This window comes from Providencia sp. PROV205, assembly GCF_028479505.1.
GTDB classification, from domain to species: Bacteria; Pseudomonadota; Gammaproteobacteria; order Enterobacterales; family Enterobacteriaceae; genus Providencia; species Providencia huaxiensis.
In genome coordinates this window covers 451,498-471,846 of sequence record NZ_JAMPNU010000001.1, presented here as the reverse complement: position 1 = coordinate 471,846, position 20,349 = coordinate 451,498, and the positions used below count along the sequence as shown (strand labels likewise).

The window sequence follows — 20,349 nt, the reverse complement described above, 5'->3', positions numbered from 1 at the left end:
TGCTCATGCTTGAGTAAAGAGATGTCAGAATTGTCAAAGACGTAAATTGGAACCAAATAGGGTACTATTCCCTATTTGGCTAATAAAAATATCTAGTTATAACTCTTCATGATTAGCTTTATCTGAAGAATTAACTTCTCTTAATAAATACCAGCAAAAATAGATCAATACTAAGATACCAATAAATAACAGTATCCATAAAGTAATTGTCAACCAGTTAAAATTATCATCAGCCTCTTCTACTGAAGTTAATCTATCTACCCCTCCCAACTCAATGATTGTGTTATCAAGAAATAACTGGGGGTAATTCGTCATTAATTCATCAATACTATCTGGTTTTCCTACAAGCTGACTTGTGGTTAATTTATCAAAGCTTGCTTGTTTATTTCCCCAAACAAGCAAATACGGCGAGGGACCTTGTAAATTAAAAATAAGGTTATAAGCATCTCGTTTTCCCGTTAATCTTGGCGGTTGATCCTCCCAACTGCCTTTGAGCGCAGAAATTTTTACTTTCCCTACCATTTCGCCATAAAGTGCAGTGCTTGGATTACTGACTAAATCACCATCTATTGTTTGATTATAGGCGACAATATTAGTGAGTAATTTCCAGCTTTCACCGCGATCAGATGAATACTCGATTTTTAAGGGGATCACGCGGTTTGGTTGTTGCAACTGTATTTGTAATTCACTTAACGGCAGTGCTCTAGGTAACTGATAGATTATATGATCTTTTGAAACTCCATCGTTCGTCATCTCAAAATGAAATAGTTCTTGACGGTGAGTTGAATTGAATACGCTAGAAGTTGCATCTACTTTTAATAAATCGGGTATAACAATATCTGGAGCACTTACAATTACAGCCATAAGATAAGGTGCATTTAATGCTTTTGAATTACCATTCAATAATTCAATATTATTACTTACAATAGTTTCAGAATTTAATTTTAAATTCATAATTGGCTGGTTCGATGCTACATTTAACCAATTTTCTTTATCATCGCTAGCAAAAATAGATACCTTTGCCTGCCACTCTTTCTCACTTTTAGCCCAGTCTAATGTCAGGCTCTTAACGGGGGCATCTTTAGTTTGGTTTTGATTTCTCGTTAATAAATAAGCCTGATAAGCAACATTATCTTTCACTTGCATACTAGGCAACTCAATTCTATTCACTTTACCTGGGATAGATTCGACTAGTAGATGTTGCCTTTCTCTACGCACATCATCATCGGAATTAACGTTGTCAACTTGGGTCACTAAACGTTGTGGTGTAAAAACCACTTTTTCATTAGAGACGGATTTTTCAGTATCAGAAAATAATACGGAAGGCATTTCATTACCAGTGCCATTAAAAACTCGAACATCTTGCAACGTTTTAGGGTACGCTGAATTAATATACGCATTTGCGGGAAGCTCTAACCAATAAAAAGGGGTCGATGTATCAAGTACATTTATTTCTGAGCCTTGATAAAAACTATAAGGTGTCGTCTCTTCTACTGTCTCTGCATTCATGTAACTAGAAAATAATGATAAAGAGAGGACAGTAATAAACTTTCCTAGTCTTGTATTTTTTATTAAACTCATGGTTGCATCTCCTGTTCGACTTTCCCTTTTGCTTCTTTTGGTGGTAATGGCGAAAAATACCCAACAATTAAAATTAACAATGCAACACCAATAAAGGAAATTGCACGAGAAATACCACCTTGCCCATAAATATCAATTAAGAATAACTTGGCAATAACACATGCAAAAATACCTGCCCCTATAAACCAGCAAATACGGTTTTTCTTGAGAGCAGCAACAATAATGCAGGCTAATGCAGCCAATGCCCAACTGATAGAAAGTACAGTTTGTACTAAGCGCGAATCATAGAGGGTTTCATAATTCCAGCTCAGTGCTGCGAAATCTGCTGTTGCACGAATTAAAATACCGTTAAACCAATAAGCAGAAAGTGCAATAGTGGCCACTAATAAACTACGCAGAACCCAAAAATTAACCGCTGTCACTTTACGTATTTTCTGCGTGAACCCTCTACGTATCAAAACTAGCGCCGCGATACTAAATAACCCAGCTTCATCTAATGGATTGATTAATGGTATATAACTCCAAAACGTCAGTTTGCCATCTTCTAAATTAGCATAGCTAGACAATATGATTAGCCCGGCAGCGACAGGAAGCATCGAATACCAATAAATCAGTCCATTTCGTTTCATCGGTGGCATTCTACTTTGTTGTAGCCAATACAGAACAATAATGGTTAGTGTTATGGCCATGATATACATAAAATACCCGACTTCGTGCATTCCCCAAGGTAAAATAGAAACGAACCAATTTACTTGAGTACCAATAAACGCAAGAATTAACCATAAATTAGCGCTATGGAGACATCTTTGCATCCAGGGGTCACGAAGCTTATATGCATGAATAACAAATAAAACAGAACTGCCCAAAACAACTGGCCATATAAGAGAACCTTCGCCACGTCCCATTGGGTTTTGGTCGTTAACGAAATCTAAACTAAGATAATAATAGCCCGCAATCCACAAGATAGATTGGCACAGTAACAACGGCACCCAATTAATATGGATAGCATATAAACGCCAAAACCAAACAGAAATAACAACCAAGACTAAAATAATAAAGCCTTCAGACTCACGGCTCCACGATAAAATATCGGTAAATAAAGGTAACCAACAAAACCACGTTACCAACCCAATAATTAAGAAACCATAACTAAATAAAGTAAAGTTACTATCTTCTTTACGACGAGTATGGAAAAGCCCACCCGCCATAAAACATGCGACTAATAGCACTGGAACCATATAAGTACTACTGCGACTCCAATATAGATAAGGATAATCACTTAATAAAGTAATTGCGCTAATAACTATCAATAAAGAGCCAATCGCCGCCATTTTTTTCTGGTTTTGCTGTAAACCAAACCAAAGGATTAACAGACCTTCTAATGACCAAATAATGGAGGTCCACTCAAATGTTAACGCTAGTGGAATAGCTAACGTGATAAATCCAGCACCAATAATAATATTTGCTAATGCCATATTCTTGCCAGCAGATTTATAGCGTTTATGCACTTGCAAACCAGTAACCAGATATAACAAGCCTATCATCAGAGAAATAAAGGCTGGCAGCAAACCTTCCCCTTGTGAAATAAAGAATTGAAGAGCAATACTGACAAAGGGAGGAACAAACAGAAGCGTATTATCAACAATAAGTTGCTTGCTATGTTCAAAACGTAGTGAAAATAGTTGAGTTAAAGCATTAAATACGACTAAATTAGCAATAATAAAGAGTTGGCAGGATAAATAATAGTCTGGCTGGTAATTATCTACCCCCCATAAAACGGCAACGCCATAAGTCATCACCATACCGACTAAATTTAAAGGGCGCCAAGCCTGCCACACACTAATAACTAAAATACCAATAGATAGCATCAGGTAATAAGAAAATAAAACAACATGGCTTCCACCACCAGTCGATAGTAATACAGGTGCTAAATACCCGCCTATTGATGCCAAAACCGCTAAGCTAATCGTTCGCTGCAATAATGCCAAAGCAATACTTGCAGCACAAATAAGCAACATAAATGCAAATGCCATTCCATATGGCACCATCGTATATAATTTAAAGGCAGCAAAAATAGTGATATACAAGCAGCCTATTGCTCCCCCTTGTAAAATCAACCCAAATAATGCCTTTTTATTCCGTAACCACCAGCCAACGCCAAGTAAGCCTAAGCACCCTACTGCACTGAAAATTAAACGCATTTGTGGTGAAATAATGTCATTTTGCACGCTATAATTCAGTAAATACGCCACACCTAGGAATAACAACAGAATACCTATTTTCGCAACAGGATTTCCTTTTATTAACCAGCTAAAGAAATGGCTGAATATTGATTTATCATGACTAACCGCATTTTGATTATTTTGATCTGTTTTACGTTCATTATGATTAAACCGATTTGGGTCTATTTGCGGTGCTGTCGAGTTATCAAACCTATTTGAGTTGATGTTTTCATTAATTGGAGAGCGTTCGAGAGGATCTTCATAGACAGTTTGTTCCGTAATGGGAACCGAGCTAGCATGACTAGATAAAACATGATCAGATAAAGCATGTTCTTTTTCAGCCTGCTGATAAGTAGCATGGCTCATTGAGAAGACATCTTGTTTTTCATCGAAGCTTGGTTGGGGAGCCGTTACATCATCAACAGATACACTTTGTGAGGGTTTAGAGTTAGAAAGGAGAGCTTCTAATGAGGAAACCTTCTGATTTAATAGCGAAATTTGATACTGCAACCGACCAGTTCGATTGATGGCAATGATAGCAAGTATCGGAGCTAGCACTAGCAGAAAAACTAATACGAGTCCTACTAGTATCCAAGTATCCACAAATAGGTTTCCTCATAATAAAATTCACAATTTAGAATCTGGAAAATAAAGACCACGATTACTGCTAGTGTAGATAGCATTGATCCCCTTGCCAACCAAATGTAATAAACTGTTACAAAATAATTCATTACACTCTACTTTTAGCTATACTCTGAACAAAAAAGAAGCAATACCCTCACCCGTTTTTTATGACTTATTAATACTCTCATTCGTTATTTTAGTAACTAAGAAAACCCTTAATCATCATTTAATGATAGTTTAATTCATGGAAAATAGATAATTGATTGAGTGTCTATTTTTCGATATTCATTTTCAGATACTTAACTAATTAATAATAAAAATTTTATTAGTACAATTATTTTTATTATGTTATTTATATAATATATTTATTTTAAAATATTTACTCTAATATTTATTATCCTTAAATGACTATAGCCACTTAAAGATAATATTAATTATTTTCTTTATTACACATTGATGAAATGTATAAATTTTTTAATTAGACTGAGATTAATCGCAAGGGAAAGTGTTAACTGTCATTTAACTGACTTTTTATGAAATAAGGCCTACCGCATAATATCGGGAGAATTTTTTAATGCTAACTCACATTATACTTGCTGCTTTAGGGCCCATTGTTCTTGGATTAGCCGTTGGTTGGCTATCGGGTAAATACGGGTTCATCAAACGAGAGTATTCCCAAGCTTTTGCTGACTTTGTTGTTAAAATAGCATTACCGTTTGCACTATTTCTTGCTGCTGCACAAGCACCACCCTCGGTATTACTCAATATTGACTATTTATTAGCATTGGCCGTAGGATTAATTGCAACATACGTGATTGGTTTTATTTTTGGTAAATTTATTTTTCGCCATAATAAAAAAGATGCAGCTATGCAAGCCTTGTCGGTGTCTTTTCCTGATATGGCCTACTGTGGGCCACCTGTATTACTTGCAACTGTCGGCTCATCAGGCTTAATAGCAATGGTATTAGGTAACCTTATTTATACCGTTATTATTATTCCATTTACTCTCTTAATGATCAGCGGGTCACAACAAGGAAACAGTATCTTAAAATCTGTTGGTAAAGCCATTGCCCAACCCTTAGTTTTTCTTCCTATTCTAGGGGCAATACTGGCTATTTTGGGCGTTAAATTACCGGAGATATTACAAAATTCAGTCAATGAATTAGGGAAAACAGCAGGCGGAGTCGCCCTATTCTTCCTTGGATTACTCCTTTCTGGGATCAAACTGACAATTAGTAAGGAAATTGTATTTAACGTTTTTATTAAAAACTTTGTTCAAGCAGCCCTAATTTTAGGAACTGGACTCGCTTTAGGTTTACAAGATGATTTACTGAAAGCGGCATTTATTATTGGTGTATTACCCACCGCGACCGCAGTGCCCGCATTGGCCATTAGCAACCAAGCCTATACTGAAACCTCAGCAGGAACCGTGTTATTAAGTACATTAGCTGCCTTAATTTCGATTATTGGCGGTATCACTATCGTAGAAATGCTTTAATTTTCAATTAATGGTAGCCGATGTTTAGGCTACCATTACATTCTGCCGCCAAATTCTCTGTCGATTTAATCACCCATTATTTGCCAGATAGATCACAAAAAACGTATCATAGTGATAAATACTTTTCTTTTATACATCTGGGATACAAACAAAAAATGAAAATTAGTGATGAGTTAGCTTCTGCTATTGCTTCCGTTACCGAGGTCGCTGCAGTTGCTGCCTTCGATTGGGTGGGTAAACAAGATAAAAATGCTGCAGATAAAGCCGCGGTAGAAGCGATGAGAAATCGCCTAAATGAAATTGATTTTCATGGAAAAATTGTCATTGGTGAAGGTGAAATCGACGATGCTCCCATGCTATATATTGGTGAACAAGTTGGCAAACAATCTGGTTCTGTTGGATTAGATATTGCGGTAGATCCTATCGATGGAACTCGCATGGTCGCTTGCAATGAAAAAAATGCCATTGCCGTACTGGCAGCGGCACCAACAGGAACACTACTTCAAGCACCTGATATGTATATGGAAAAACTGGTTGTTGGGGCCGCAGCTAGAGGGGCCGTTCACCTTGCCAATCCCCTAGAGAAAAATTTAGAGTTCCTTTCCTCTGCATTGAATAAACCAATCTCAAGTCTTTCAATCGCAGTGCTTGATAAACCTCGCCATCAACATATTATCAAGACTATCCGTAATTTTGGTGCAAATGTGATTACCATTCCTGATGGTGATGTACTCGCCTCATTACTGACTATCCTTCCTGAGCACCCAATTGATATGATGTATGGAACTGGCGGTGCTCCTGAAGGTATTATCAGTGCAGCCATCGCACGCGCTTTAGGTGGTGACATGCAAGCAAGGCTAGTTTCTCGAGATAAAGCTAAAGGAGATAGCGAAGAAAACAAACAACTCGCGGCACAAGAAGTTTTGCGTTGCCAACAAATGGGGTTAGAAATTGGTGAGGTTTTATCTTTAGACCAGATGGTCAGCACTTCTGATGTTATCTTTGCCGCCACAGCCATCACACCAACAATCTTGATGGATGGCGTATCAATAGATGCGTACAGCCGTATTTCGAATACCATTTTGGTTAATGGCCGTGACCGCTCGCTAAAACTGATTAATAACCGCTATTTTAATTAATACGTCTATTACCGTATGTCACATATATCAAAAGGGCTTCTTAGCCCTTTTGATTACTGCAACTTAAGATGAAAATTAACGCTCAAGAGTCATACGATTTAACATCGGAGCGGTTAAAACCATCAAAATTGCAATCACACCAGTCACTAAACCAATCTTCAAGAATACGTCACTATACACAGCCAAAGATTCGACTTTGCTGGTAAGTTCACCTTCTGGTGCCGCCGCCATTGAGGCAACATATCCCGCAATAAATGCAGCTGCTGAGTTGGTTAGGAACCATGCGCCCATAATAAAGCCCATTAAGCGTTGCGGAACTAACTGAGCCACCATCGCAAGCCCAAGGCCAGAGATCATCAGCTCACCAATGCTTTGGAAGCCGTAACAAATAATCAGCCATTCAACGGAAACAATACCAGCTTCATTTGCAAATTTAGCGCCTAGTGGTAAAACTAAGAATGCAGCGGAACATAACAACATACCAATCGCAAACTTATGTGGCATTGGTAAGTTATCACCCATTTTATTATAAATCGCGGCTAAAATTGGGCTTCCAATCATAATCCATAATGGGTTCAGAGCTTGATATTGCGCAGGTTCAATAGAAAAACCAAGAACTTCATGTTCTACGTTATGTAATGCAAAGAAGTTTAATGAGGTAGGCATTTGGCTATAAAGAACGAAGAATACTATCGCTTCAAGCATTAGAATCAATGCAACAATCATGCGGCGACGAGCCGTACCTTTTAGTGCTAATGTTTCTTTGATAAAGATAACTAAAATACCCAAAGAAATAATCGCTAATGCTGCACGTGCGATACCAAGGTTATGCAATAACCATGTAGAAATCGCAATTAATGCAATAACGCCTGCAACTGTAGCAACTAACCTTGAAATAACGACAGGTGCAAAGTCAGGCTTTGAGCCATGTTGAGAAACCCATTTTTTACACATATAGAAGTTAATCAATGTGATAATCAAGCCCACAACACTAAGAGAGAACGCAACATCCCAACCATAATGTTTCGCTAACCATGGCGTTGCAATCATTGAGAAAAATGAACCAATATTCACGGACATATAGTACATGGTAAATGCGCCATCTAACCGTGGATCATCTTTTTCATAGCAGGTTGATAAGAGTGATGATGGATTCGCTTTAAATAAACCATTACCAACCGCAATAGTCGCCAAGCCAACATAGACCATCGACACATCATGCCCTGAGAAAGCAACAAATGCATACCCTGCAATCAGAGTGATTGTTCCAAGAACAATCACACGTTTTGTGCCAAGGACTTTATCCCCTAACCAGCCACCTACCGCAACAAAGCCATAAACTAACGCTGCGAACGCTGAGAAAAGTGTAATTGATTCTTTTTCTGACATACCCAGCACTTGGCTTAGGTATATTGGAAGGATCCCTTGAAGACCGTAGTAACCAAAACGTTCCCAGAGTTCGATAGAAAAAATAAGATAGAATGAGCGAGGTTGCTTAAACGCGTTAAGACTAACTTCCTCTTTGTTATTTGTTGTGGACACAAGTTACCTCTAGTACAACCTGTACATATGCAAAAAAACCACGGAACGCTCTATACGCTCTCGCATTGTTATGATCTCAAGAATTCAAAGTTGAAAAGATTCACTTTTGGTAGGAGGAGTATCATTCCCTGACCTCAAAATAAACAAAACTGTGTGTAGGCTTGTTTATGGATCTCAAACATAAATTCAATGAGTTAAAGCACATTTGATTATTTATTCAACATTAACTGGTAGATAACCCGCCAAGAACCCAATAATCAATTGAGCCATATACGGTATTTATGCACCAAAATTAAAGAATTAGCTAGTATTAATTACTACATCAATTGAATTTAATCGTGATTAACTTCAATTTTTTACAAAATTACCAAATTATTATCGATTACTAATTAGTCATTTGTTCATTAAATGTTAAGAACATTATTCTGCATTGAAACTATAATGTCGCGATTTATAACCTTATGATTTATTGCTGTAAGTATTATGTGAAACAAAAATCATCCATATCAACCAGACGCTTTTTATTTTACTGGTAGGAAAAACTTTAAAGGAGTGCGGTGAAAGGTACATGCAGATTGGAATTTTGGATAAAAAAAAGCCCAGTAGTAAACTGGGCATAATGCATTCTACTCAAGGATCTTTTGCTAAATTCAAACTATCACTACGTAGATGCATTATTACATTACTTCATGTAAAGAAATGAATGATGAGGGTAAATATATGAATGTTTACGCAAGCAAACAGTATATAGATACTACTAAGAGTGGTTATAACGGAAAAAAGTTCATCTTTTTTTAAAGTTTTTTATGTGTTTTTTGCCCAATGTGCTAATAGCAACAATTAACCATTTGATTTAGTAGAATTAATATAAAATATCTATCAATCGTTGCAGGAACTTACCTAACAAGATAACTTAGCCATTGAGCGCTTAGTCGAAAGGATGTCATGTGAAAAAAATATTTTTATTATTTTTTATCTTTATTAACGTATTTTCCCCCCAGGCTTTCGCAGAAGAGACCGCTCCACTCATCAATGAAGAAGCGCTAATCGCACTTGCAGAACAAGGGCAAGCTGAAGCTCAATTTAATTTAGGAATGTTTTATCAGTCTCATCAACAGTTTGACCAGGCTTTACACTGGTACCTTCTCTCTGCCAATCAAGGGTTTACAAAAGCTCAAATTAACCTTGGCTTAATGTACCAGCAAGGAACCGGTGTTGCACTCGATGAAAAACAAATGCTCCATTGGATGCAAACTGCAGCCGAAAATGGTGACCCTATTGGCCAGATGAATATGGCCGAATACACCTTATACGGTCTTGATAATTTATTAGAGAAAAACCCAGAAGAAGCCGAACAGTGGCTAAAAAAAGCGGCTGAACAACATTTTCAACCTGCGATGCTCACCCTAGCCTATTGGTATGAAGAGGGAAAAGCCATCACAAAAGACCCACAAAAGGCACAAAAAATATACCTTGCTCTCGCTGAGAAAAACCACCCTCAAGCACTCTATTTATTGGGTTATCAAGCTGCAGTAGGTATGTATGATAAAACAAACTACCCCCTCGCCTTTCAATATTTTACCCGCGCAGCCGAATTAGGGTTTTCACCCGCTCAAAATAGCTTAGGTATGTTGTACTTAACTGGACAAGGTACTAAAAAAGATATCCAATCCGCCATAAAATGGCTAACCCAAGCGGCTGAACAAGGTGAAATGTCAGCTCAATTTAATGTTGCACTTATCTATGCACGCGGTGATGGTATCAAAGCTGACCAAGCTAAAGCATGTCATTGGTTTATAAAAGCTGCCCAGCAAAATAGTGCCGATGCGCAATATGCAGCAGGAGCTTGTTATCAATATGGCATGGGTGTTGAAACTGATGATAAAAAAGCCCTACGCTGGTATCAGCTTGCAGCGGCTAAAGGCCATGAAAGAGCTGAAAAGAAAGTGTTAATTTTAGAGCATCAACAGCAATAAATTCTATTTCTCAAGCTTACTGTTGTACCACCAATATAAACAAGGTAAAGAAAATCTGCATTGGTAATAACCAATGCAGGGCGTCTATCGACATATACTATGAATACAAACACTCACAATTTGCTACGGTAAATCCGCTGCGGCCGGCCAACTTTACCATACTCAATTTCAGCTTCGATTTTATCCTTCGCTAAACAATACTCCAAATAACGTCTTGCTGTGGTACGACTGAGCTTGATTGTTTCAGCAATACTTTCTGCCGTAAACTGCACATCAGGCTCTGTGAATAAAGCGAGTATTTTTTCGAGTGTAATAATATCAATACCTGTTGGAAGTTCTTCCTTAGATTCCCCACGTGCATAGGTATTAAACATATCATCAATTTTACTTTGATTCGTTTTGCTGCTGTCTTGTAAAACAGATTTACGTTGAATATATCTATCCAACGTTTGACCTAAGCGCTCGTAGGCAATTGGCTTCACCAAATAATCAAAAACGCCTAAACGAATCGCTTCAGAGACTGTATCCATATCACTTGCAGCCGTAGTAAATACAATGTCTGCATTATTTCTTTCTTGTATTAATTCGTGAACCAGATCAATGCCTTTTCCATCAGGTAAATAGTTATCTAACAAGATCAGGTCTGGTTTCATGTATTCAACCATTTTTCTTGCTTCTGCAAGGTTACCAGCAAGCCAAACTTTGTCACATGCAGGATAGGCTTTTATATATTCACTGTGCATTTCGGCAAGCAGCAACTCATCTTCCACAATGAGGATTTTTATCTTAATCATTTTATATCTTCACTTTCGGAATAAATATTGAAAATACTGTACCATGCGGTTGGTTTTCTTCAATAAGAACCGCACCATTACAGCGTTTAACATAAGACGCAACAAGATAGAGCCCGATACCATGGTTATCTGCCACATCAGTTTTGGTTGTCACACCGCGCTCGAACCATTTACTTTGAATTTCTGGCGGGAAACCACACCCCTGATCCGCGACTTCAATGACAATCTCCCTTCCTTCATCAGAAAGGTATAATTCCACTTGTTTATTACCCTGATTATTTTGCAAACTTGCTTCAAATGCATTATCAAGTAGATTCCCCAATATGGCACAAAATTCAGTACTATTTAGTGAATTAGGTAATTCATGTAACTGGCTACCTGCTGTAAATTTTAGTTGTAACCCTAACTCTTTGGCTCGATGGTGCTTACCAAATAATAAACCAGCGACTTGCTTATCAAAAAACTGCCCACGGAGTGTATCAATTAATTGTTGCTGAGATTCTGATTCTCCTTTAATCAGTGCCAACGCTTGGTCATACTCTTTCATTTGCAATAACCCGCTAAGTGTTGACATCCAATTAAGGTGTTCGTGCCGTAAAGTCCGTAAACTCTCTATATATTGACGAACTTGGGTCAACTGAGAGTTTAACGATTCAATATCATTTTGGCTACGAAAGCTAATAACCGCCCCCACAAGATGTTCTTCATCACGAATTGCCACACGGCTTGCAATCACATTTAGGCCATTAAACTCACAAATTACATCATGCTTGGTCGTTTCAATATCAGTAATAAAAAAATCAACTGGCGAAATATGCTCCGACACAAAAGAGCCCGTTAACTGGCCTAATGGCTTGCTTAGAGATAACATTTTCCGAGCATTAGAGTTAATATTAATTATTTGCCCTTGAATATTTACTGCGATAATACCTTCAAAAACAGCATCAAATATCCCTTTTTGCACTAAGACTAGTTGCGTTATTTCTTCAGGCTCCATACCCAGCATTTGTTTTTGAATTAAACGTGAAAATGCCCACGATAAGAAGAGCAATATAATCAGTATCCCTAAAAAGGTAGCACCTGTTTGTACGAACAATTCACTACGTGATGTGTCTATTTTGTTGGATAGGTAACCAATGGACACAACGCCAATCACTTTGCCTTGTTCATCAAAAATAGGCGTCTTTGCTCTAACCGCATTTCCCATCGAGCCTTCACCATTAATGAAATAGCTTTCCCCTTTCTCTAAGGCTCCTGGCTTGTTCCACTGCATTTGAAAACCAATTTTTTGGCTATTTGGATGATATAAGCGAATTGATTTTTCATCACCAATAACCACATAATCGTAGTTAGAATCTTGGTTTAGTTTGTCAGCAATAACCTTCAGCCTCGGAATATCTCTATTCTTTACTGATTGCACAACACCATCAATAGAAGCAATCAGCTTTGCTTGGCTCATCGCCAATGATTGAATGTTCGCAATCAATCGATTTTCAGCTGTATCCGTAAAATATTTACCCAACCCGAGAGTTAAAAAAACAGAAACTATCAATAACAGAAAAAATACTCGTACTGAAAATGAAACTGAATTTACTTTTTTCAATGAAGAGAGCGCATATTCTTTTTTCATGTTATATCTCGTTACTGGCTGAAAAGTAAAAATTTTGTTAACTCAATAATGATAGGATAACCGATAAATCAGATTCAAGCCAAAGGTATAATACACATATTAATAATTAAACACATTAAAACCAAGCAATAAAAAACTTATCAAGTAATTAAAAACTTTAAAACCATTAAACAAATACAATCTCATTTGAGAAACATGAAATAGGTCAAATATATTAAATACAGTACCTTTAATATAAATATCAAAGAGGGTAATTAAATAAGAAAATCTATTTATTATTATAAGAAAAGCAAAAGAGAATTTATTTAATTAACTTTAACATTAGCAACATTTTAAAAACATCTCTAAATGAGATGCAGGATACTATTATGTTCGAAAACATAACGTTTAACCAAGTAAAACGTCATGAGAACAGGAAACTTGCTGAAATAACTCAGTTTTTAAAGGAAAACGATTTAGAGCTTGATTCAAGCATTGACGTTTTCATTACTATTTCTCGCAATGAAAAATTAATTGCGTGTGGAGGATTAGCCAAAAATGTTATTAAGTGCGTTGCTATTAGTGATGAAGCTCGAGGTGAAGGCCTTGCATTAAAATTAGCAACAGAACTGGTTAATCTTGCTTACGAAAATAATACAACTCATTTATTTATTTATACCAAATTTCAAAATGAAAACCTATTTCAACAATGTGGTTTTCATACCATTGCCACTGTTCCTGATATTATGGTGTTGATGGAAAACAGTTGTTGTTATCTAAAGCGTTATATCGAAAGTTTAAAAGCACAACGTAAAGAAGGAAAAAAGATTGGTGCAATCGTCATGAATGCCAATCCCTTCACACTAGGCCACCGCTATTTAATAGAGCAAGCTGCGAGAGCCTGTGATTGGCTACACCTATTTGTTGTCAAAGAAGACACATCGCGTTTTCCTTATAAAGTAAGATTAAATTTAATCGAAGCAGGAACCAAAGGAATAGAAAACCTCACGATTCATAAAGGCTCCGAATATATTATTTCTCGGGCGACTTTTCCTTGCTACTTTATTAAAGACAAAACGGTTGCTAATAACTGTTATACCGAAATAGACATTAAGATATTTCGCCAATATATCGCCCCTGCTCTGGGGATAACCCATCGATTCGTAGGCTCGGAACCTTTTTGCCAAGTCACCAACCAATATAACCAAGACATGCGCTTTTGGTTAAAAACCGATGCTATGAATTTTCCACCTATAGAACTCGTTGAATTTCCGCGAACAATCATCAATGGAACGGCAGTTTCTGCCTCACAAGTGAGACGATTGCTCGCTAAAAAAGATCTTGCGGCAATTAAGCCGATTGTGCCTGAGGCAACCTATCAATATTTGCAAGAGATGGTTGCCAACCAAATCGAATCAGCTCAAAGCCACACCGAAAGTTCTGAATTAGCCATAGGTGAAATATGAAGATAAAGCACGCAGCAGTAGCTGGCACACTTGAATCAAGTGATGTCATGGTTCGCATAGAACCGCTAGAAGACACTCAAGAGGTCTCAATACAAATTACCAGTAGCGTTGAAAAACAGTTTGGAGATGCTATCGCAAAAATCGTACAAGACGTTATCCAACAACATGATATTCAAGGAGCACAAATCATTGTAGATGATAAAGGTGCTCTGGAATGTGTACTTAAAGCCCGTTTAGAAGCTTTACTGGCTCGCGCCTGTGATATCGACTACCTGCCTTGGGAGGATAAATAATGACTCCAGAACAAAAATTACGTACACGCAGAAGTATGCTATTTGTTCCCGGTTCCAATGCAGCGATGTTGAGCAATTCCTTTATTTATAAAGCCGACGCTTTGATGTTCGACCTTGAGGACTCAGTCACTTTACGCGAAAAAGATACCGCTCGTCGCTTAGTTTACCATGCATTGCAACATCCACTTTATCAAGATATTGAAACCATTGTACGGGTCAATGCATTAGATTCCGCTTTTGGTGTTGCTGACCTTGAAGCGGTTGTTCGCGGTGGTGCGAAAGTCGTCCGTCTTCCTAAAACAGATACTGCGCAAGATGTGATTGATATTGAAAGTGAAATCTTACGTATAGAAAAAAGTTGTGACCGTGAAGAAGGTAGTACAGGTTTGTTAGCGGCTATCGAATCACCAATGGGCATCACTCAAGCAGTGAATATTGCTCATTCATCACCAAGACTTATAGGCATCGCATTAGGTGCCGAGGACTATGTCCGCAATTTGCGCACCGAGCGGTCTCCAGACGGCGTAGAACTCCTCTATGCTCGGTGCGCCATTTTACAAGCCGCTCGCTCAGCAGGTATTCAAGCATTTGATACCGTTTATTCTGATGCGAATAATGAAGAAGGTTTCCTACGCGAAGCCGCTCACATTAAACAACTCGGCTTTGATGGCAAATCATTAATTAACCCAAGACAAATTGAGTTACTTCATAATTTATATGCACCAACTCAAAAAGAAGTCGACCATGCACAGCGTGTTGTTGAAGCCGCTGATGCTGCAGCCCTTGAAGGTAAAGGCGTAGTTTCATTGAACGGAAAAATGGTCGATGGCCCAGTTATTGACAGAGCTCGCCTCGTGTTATCACGAGCAGCATTATCAGGAATTAGGGAAGAGTGAGGCAATAAAAATGACAAATAATACTCAGCGCCAGGCTCGCGTATCAGCCTACTTACAACCCAATATTGACGATGTTCTACGTGAATTTAAAGATATCGGTAAAGTACAGCAGCAGGTGCAAAAACCGAGAAATCGCAAATTGTGTGATGATTTGCAAGTCGCTATTCGTCGTTCTGGCCTTAAAGACGGTATGACAATTTCTTTCCATCACGCCTTCCGTGGTGGAGATCTTACCGTCAACATGGTGATGCAAGTTATTGCAGAGATGGGCTTTCGCAACTTAACACTTGCATCCAGTTCATTAAGTGCTTGCCATTCACCACTTGTTGAACATATTCGTCATGGCGTTATTCGTAAGATTTATACCTCTGGTATCCGAGGCCCACTCGCTGAAGCCATTTCACGCGGCGAATTAGAAGAACCTGTACAAATTCATTCACATGGTGGAAGAGCTAATTTGATTCATAGCGGTGAACTCGTTATTGATGTGGCATTTATTGGCGTACCATCATGTGATGAATACGGTAATGCAAACGGATATACCGGAACGGCTTGCTGTGGTTCTTTAGGTTACGCCAAAATTGATGCAGAAACTGCAAAAAAAGTGGTGATGTTAACGGAAGAAATACTCGATTACCCCCACAACCCATCCAGTATTAAACAGGATGAAGTCGATTATATCGTCAAAGTTAAACGTGTGGGTGATGCGGATAAAATCGGGGCAGATGCGACTCGTATGACGTCAAACCCTCGTGAGCTTCTGATTGCTCGTACTGCTGCTGATGTTATCGAAAAGTCGGGCTACTTCAAAGAGGGTTTTTCACTACAAACCGGTACGGGTGGTGCTTCTCTTGCCGTTACTCGTTTCCTTGAAGATAAAATGAGACGCCATAATATTACTGCAGGATTTGCCTTAGGTGGCATCACATCAACCATTGTCGACTTGCATGAAAAAGGCTTAATTCGCAAATTATTAGACGTTCAAAGCTTCGATAAAGCAGCGGCTGAGTCGCTCGCTCGCAACCCAAATCACATTGAAATCAGTGCAAATCAATACGCTTGTTTTGATTCAAAAGGTGCATCTGTTGATATGCTTGATGTCGTTGTGTTGAGTGCGTTAGAAATCGATACACGCTTTAATGTCAATGTATTAACGGGTTCTGATGGTGTTATTCGTGGTGCATCTGGTGGCCATAGCGATACTGCCGTTGCCTCTAAACTGTCTATTATTGTTGCCCCTCTAGTGCGTGGACGCATTCCAACTTTAGTGGACGAGGTGCTCACTTGCGTAACGCCGGGATCAAGTGTGGATATTTTGGTCACTGACCATGGGATCACCGTTAACCCTGCTCGCCCTGAATTAAAACAGCAACTTGAAAACCAAGGCATCAAAACCGTTTCAATGAGCTGGTTAAGAGAGCGTGCACAATTACTCACTGGAACGCCTAACCCAATTGAATTTACAGATAAAGTCGTTGCTGTTGTGCGTTATCGTGATGGCTCAGTCATTGATGTTGTTCATCAAGTGAAGGAGTAAACTATGTTTTGCCCACTGCCTGATACTCAAGAGCAATTTGAAATTTCTTTACCTGAACTGTTGGATAGCCGAGATGCCCGTCTGGCTCGTCAACAAGCATGGATTGGTCTCCATCAGGTAACCTTGATTTCATTTACTGTCGTTTTTCCAGGAGCTGTCAAAGACAACTCTCTTGTTAGACATGTGTTTAATCAGGGCCTAAATGCGCTTAAACAAATTGCTTCATGCGGGCAGTGGGTGTTTTTATCACAACAATCGTGGGCGCTAAAAACTGGGCCGGAATGTTTGGTCGCTGTTGATGGCGATGCTATCGAGATTAAAAAAGCGTTAATTCACCTAGAAGAGTCGTCCCCCGTTGGTCGATTATGGGATTTTGATGTATTTGATGCGAATGGGCAGCAATATTCGCGCTCCCAGTTAAATTTACCACCAAGGCAATGCTTAGTTTGTGAAAATGAAGCGAAAATTTGTGCTCGTCAACGGACACATTCATTGGTAGAGATACTTAATCGTATTGAGGAGCTAGCGAATGCAACCTATTAAACAGCTCAGCCATATAAATGAGAAATTAACTCGCTATTACAGCCAATTAGCATGGCAAGCGATGTTAGCCGAAGTGAATTTGACACCTAAACCTGGGTTAGTTGATAAACACAATACCGGCGCTCATAAAGATATGGCACTCACTGACTTTCATTTAAGTGCCAATGCCATCGCGGTACATTTTCCTCGATTTTTACAGGCAGGTGCTCAATATAAAAATTGTCTTATCGATCAACTATTACCCCTCATTCGTCCTATCGGCATAGATTGCGAGAAGTCGATGTTCCGCGCGACTAAAGGGGTTAACACCCATAAAGGCAGTATTTTTTCCTTGGGTTTAGTTTTAACCGCAATAGGCCGTTTGATTGCACAACAACAATTTGTTTCACCTGAAAGTGTAAGCTTATTGGTTGCCAGTATGTGTAAGGGAATTACCAATGAACTTAAACAAAAAACCGAAAACCCTACCGCAGGCCGCCGCTTATATCAGGAACATGGGTTAACAGGCGCAAGAGGTGAAGCGGAAGGCGGTTATTCGTTAGTAATCAAACATTCACTTCCTTATTATTTGCAACAACTTGCTAAAGGTAAACTAGCCGATATCGCCCTACTCGATACCTTAATTCTACTCATGAGCCTGAATGATGATACAAATATTGTTAATCGTGGTGGCGTCAACGGATTAACATGGGTAAAGCAACGCGCAGAACAGCTATTAGTCACTGGTATTAATACCCATGATGACTTAGTTAAGGTTAAACAATTCGACAGTGAATGTATTCAACTAAACATGAGTCCAGGAGGAAGTGCGGATTTATTAATTTTGACTTGGTTTTTTGCCCGATTACCCAGCCAGTCTTTAATTAATATGAAGTAATTATTTTAATATCAATTAACACAGGAATAATTTAAAAAATAAAAACAAATTAACCAAATAAAAACCAATTAATTATTTAAATAAATTATATACCTTAGAATGAATGAGTAATGAAAATAAGATTCATTATATTCATTCAAGATACAGCCATATTAAAAACATTGTCATTTTAACAAATTCCTAATATTAAAGTTCATTCAATTTAATATTAAATAAATTTAATATTGATTTAATCAAGGAAATTGGCTTATGCAAAAAGAAAAAATATGGAAGCTATTAGTCTTAATAGCCATTCCAATTATTATTGCTTTAATACCAACACCTGCGGGGCTACCACATATTGCATGGTTGCTATTTGGTCTTTACCTTGCCGCTATTGTTGGATTGGTACTTAAACCCTATTCAGAGCCTGTTATTTTATTAGCCACTATTGCTGCCAGTGCGGTAATTATTGGGGTAACAGGGACTAAAGATGTCAAAGCAAGTGAAGTTTTAAGCGGATATGCATCCGGTACGACATGGCTTGTATTTGCTGCATTTACTCTGAGTGCTGCCTTTGTTATTACTGGTTTAGGTAAACGTCTTTCTTATATTTTGATTGGCAAGTTAGGCGGTACAACATTAGGGCTCGGTTATGTAACCGCAATCCTTGATTTAATTATCGCGCCTGCGACGCCATCTAATACCGCACGTGCTGGAGGGATTGTTTTCCCAATCATCAATAGTGTGGCCGTTGCTTTAGGGTCTGATCCAGAGAAAAGCCCACGAAAAGCGGGTCACTACCTCCTCGTCAACGTCTATATGGTGACCAAAACCACCAGCTATATGTTCTTAACCGCAATGGCACCGAATGCACTCGCCCTTGCCATGATGAGTGACATTATGGGCATCCATTTAAGTTGGGGCGGATGGGCGCTTGCAGCCTCTGTACCTGGTTTAATTATGCTGATTTTGACGCCATTAATGATCTACAAACTGTATCCACCTGAGTTGAAAAAGGTGAACAATAAAGAGATCGCAGCCAAAGGCCTTGAAGATTTAGGCCCAATGACTATGCGTGAAAAATTGCTAGGTATTGTCTTCATTATCGCGCTGTGCGGCTGGATTTTCTCTGATCTTATCGGGGTCAGCGCTTCTAGCGTCGCGATTGCGGTTATGGCATTAACTCTGATCCTCGGTGTTGTAACTTGGGATGACGTGCTGAAGAATAAAGGCGGCTGGAATACCCTGATTTGGTACGGTGGTATTATCAGTATGTCAGGCGTACTCACAAAAGCAGGTTTCTTCAAGTGGCTCGCAGATACCATGAGCCAATACCTTTCTTTCGGTGACCAAGCAATGCTAGCGTTCTTTGTCATCATGTTCATCAGTGTTGCCATTCGCTACTTATTCGCCTCTGGTGGTGCCTACGTTGCAGCCATGGTTCCGGTATTTGCCACTGTGGGTATGGTTGCTGGGGCTCCTCCGATGTTGCTCGCACTGGGATTATTGTTCTCAAATGCCTACGGCGGAAGCGTTACTCACTATGGCGGCGCGGCAGCACCTATCGTATTCGGTGCAGGTTATAACGATATCCGTTCCTGGTGGATCATCGGTGGGTTAGTTGCCTTCATTAGTTTATTCGTTCACATGACTATCGGTTTAGGTTGGTGGGAAATTTTAATCAGTACTGGATTAATTTAATTCTTAGTCAATAAATCGACACGACGGGCACCATCATGATTGTGCCCTATTTAACAACAAAATGATTAA

Annotated in this window: 15 protein-coding genes; 10 read left to right on the top strand and 5 right to left on the bottom strand. The window is 38.7% G+C overall.

Going from position 1 to position 20,349, the window contains the following annotated elements; all coding sequences use genetic code 11:
- Positions 1-96: 96 nt before the first annotated feature.
- Together PR800_RS02220 and PR800_RS02215 are read right to left on the bottom strand one after the other, a co-directional pair.
- Positions 97-1,581, bottom strand: coding sequence for a DUF3999 family protein (locus tag PR800_RS02220; RefSeq protein ID WP_272530119.1), 1,485 nt, complete (start codon positions 1,579-1,581; stop codon positions 97-99).
- Positions 1,578-4,406, bottom strand: coding sequence for a DUF2339 domain-containing protein (locus PR800_RS02215; protein ID WP_272530118.1), 2,829 nt, complete (start codon positions 4,404-4,406; stop codon positions 1,578-1,580). Before PR800_RS02215 ends, PR800_RS02220 begins: the two co-directional genes overlap by 4 nt.
- Positions 4,407-5,001: 595 nt before the next feature.
- Here PR800_RS02215 and PR800_RS02210 point away from each other — a divergent pair.
- Positions 5,002-5,925, top strand: a complete 924-nt coding sequence (locus PR800_RS02210) for an AEC family transporter (RefSeq protein ID WP_102139280.1) — start codon at positions 5,002-5,004, stop codon at positions 5,923-5,925.
- A gap of 161 nt (positions 5,926-6,086) precedes the next feature.
- Positions 6,087-7,064: a class II fructose-bisphosphatase gene (gene glpX / locus PR800_RS02205; RefSeq protein ID WP_195698777.1), complete on the top strand. Its 978-nt coding sequence runs from the start codon at positions 6,087-6,089 to the stop codon at positions 7,062-7,064.
- Between the two features lie 75 nt (positions 7,065-7,139).
- Here the strand turns inward: glpX and dtpA are convergent, their stop codons facing one another.
- Positions 7,140-8,606: a dipeptide/tripeptide permease DtpA gene (gene dtpA / locus PR800_RS02200; RefSeq protein ID WP_102139282.1), complete on the bottom strand. Its 1,467-nt coding sequence runs from the start codon at positions 8,604-8,606 to the stop codon at positions 7,140-7,142.
- Positions 8,607-9,553: 947 nt separating this feature from the next.
- On the opposite strand from dtpA, the gene PR800_RS02195 reads away from it, so the two are divergent.
- On the top strand, positions 9,554-10,582 hold the full coding sequence (locus PR800_RS02195) for a tetratricopeptide repeat protein (protein ID WP_206276549.1): 1,029 nt from the start codon (positions 9,554-9,556) through the stop codon (positions 10,580-10,582).
- Between the two features lie 113 nt (positions 10,583-10,695).
- On the opposite strand, the gene dpiA is transcribed toward PR800_RS02195, so the two are convergent.
- Positions 10,696-11,376: a two-component response regulator DpiA gene (dpiA, locus tag PR800_RS02190; protein WP_102139284.1), complete on the bottom strand. Its 681-nt coding sequence runs from the start codon at positions 11,374-11,376 to the stop codon at positions 10,696-10,698.
- A gap of 1 nt (position 11,377) precedes the next feature.
- Positions 11,378-13,006 carry a sensor histidine kinase DpiB gene (gene dpiB, locus PR800_RS02185; RefSeq protein WP_272530116.1) on the bottom strand — a complete coding sequence of 543 codons (1,629 nt, stop codon included), beginning with the start codon at positions 13,004-13,006 and terminating at the stop codon, positions 11,378-11,380.
- Between the two features lie 368 nt (positions 13,007-13,374).
- Here dpiB and citC point away from each other — a divergent pair, with 368 nt between their 5' ends.
- The 7 genes from citC to PR800_RS02150 all read left to right on the top strand — a co-directional run bounded on the left by citC (position 13,375) and on the right by PR800_RS02150 (position 20,280).
- Entirely contained in the window at positions 13,375-14,451 is a 1,077-nt protein-coding gene (citC, locus tag PR800_RS02180) for a [citrate (pro-3S)-lyase] ligase (RefSeq protein ID WP_272530115.1), read from the top strand.
- A complete protein-coding gene (gene citD / locus PR800_RS02175; protein WP_102139287.1) occupies positions 14,448-14,744 on the top strand; it encodes a citrate lyase acyl carrier protein in 297 nt (98 codons plus the stop codon). The genes citC and citD overlap by 4 nt, the downstream gene beginning before the upstream one ends.
- Entirely contained in the window at positions 14,744-15,640 is an 897-nt protein-coding gene (gene citE, locus PR800_RS02170) for a citrate (pro-3S)-lyase subunit beta (RefSeq protein WP_272530114.1), read from the top strand. Before citD ends, citE begins: the two co-directional genes overlap by 1 nt.
- 10 nt (positions 15,641-15,650) lie before the next feature.
- Positions 15,651-17,177 (top strand): citrate lyase subunit alpha, encoded by a 1,527-nt coding sequence (gene citF / locus PR800_RS02165; protein ID WP_102139289.1) that lies wholly within the window; start codon positions 15,651-15,653, stop codon positions 17,175-17,177.
- 3 nt (positions 17,178-17,180) lie between these two features.
- Complete coding sequence (gene citX, locus PR800_RS02160) at positions 17,181-17,720, top strand: citrate lyase holo-[acyl-carrier protein] synthase (protein ID WP_102139290.1); 540 nt, start codon at positions 17,181-17,183, stop codon at positions 17,718-17,720.
- Positions 17,707-18,597 carry a triphosphoribosyl-dephospho-CoA synthase CitG gene (citG, locus tag PR800_RS02155; RefSeq protein ID WP_166266965.1) on the top strand — a complete coding sequence of 297 codons (891 nt, stop codon included), beginning with the start codon at positions 17,707-17,709 and terminating at the stop codon, positions 18,595-18,597. The genes citX and citG overlap by 14 nt, the downstream gene beginning before the upstream one ends.
- A gap of 249 nt (positions 18,598-18,846) precedes the next feature.
- The gene (locus PR800_RS02150) at positions 18,847-20,280 is read left to right on the top strand and encodes an anion permease (RefSeq protein WP_102139292.1); all 1,434 of its coding nucleotides are present in this window, start codon (positions 18,847-18,849) and stop codon (positions 20,278-20,280) included.
- Positions 20,281-20,349 lie beyond the last annotated feature (69 nt).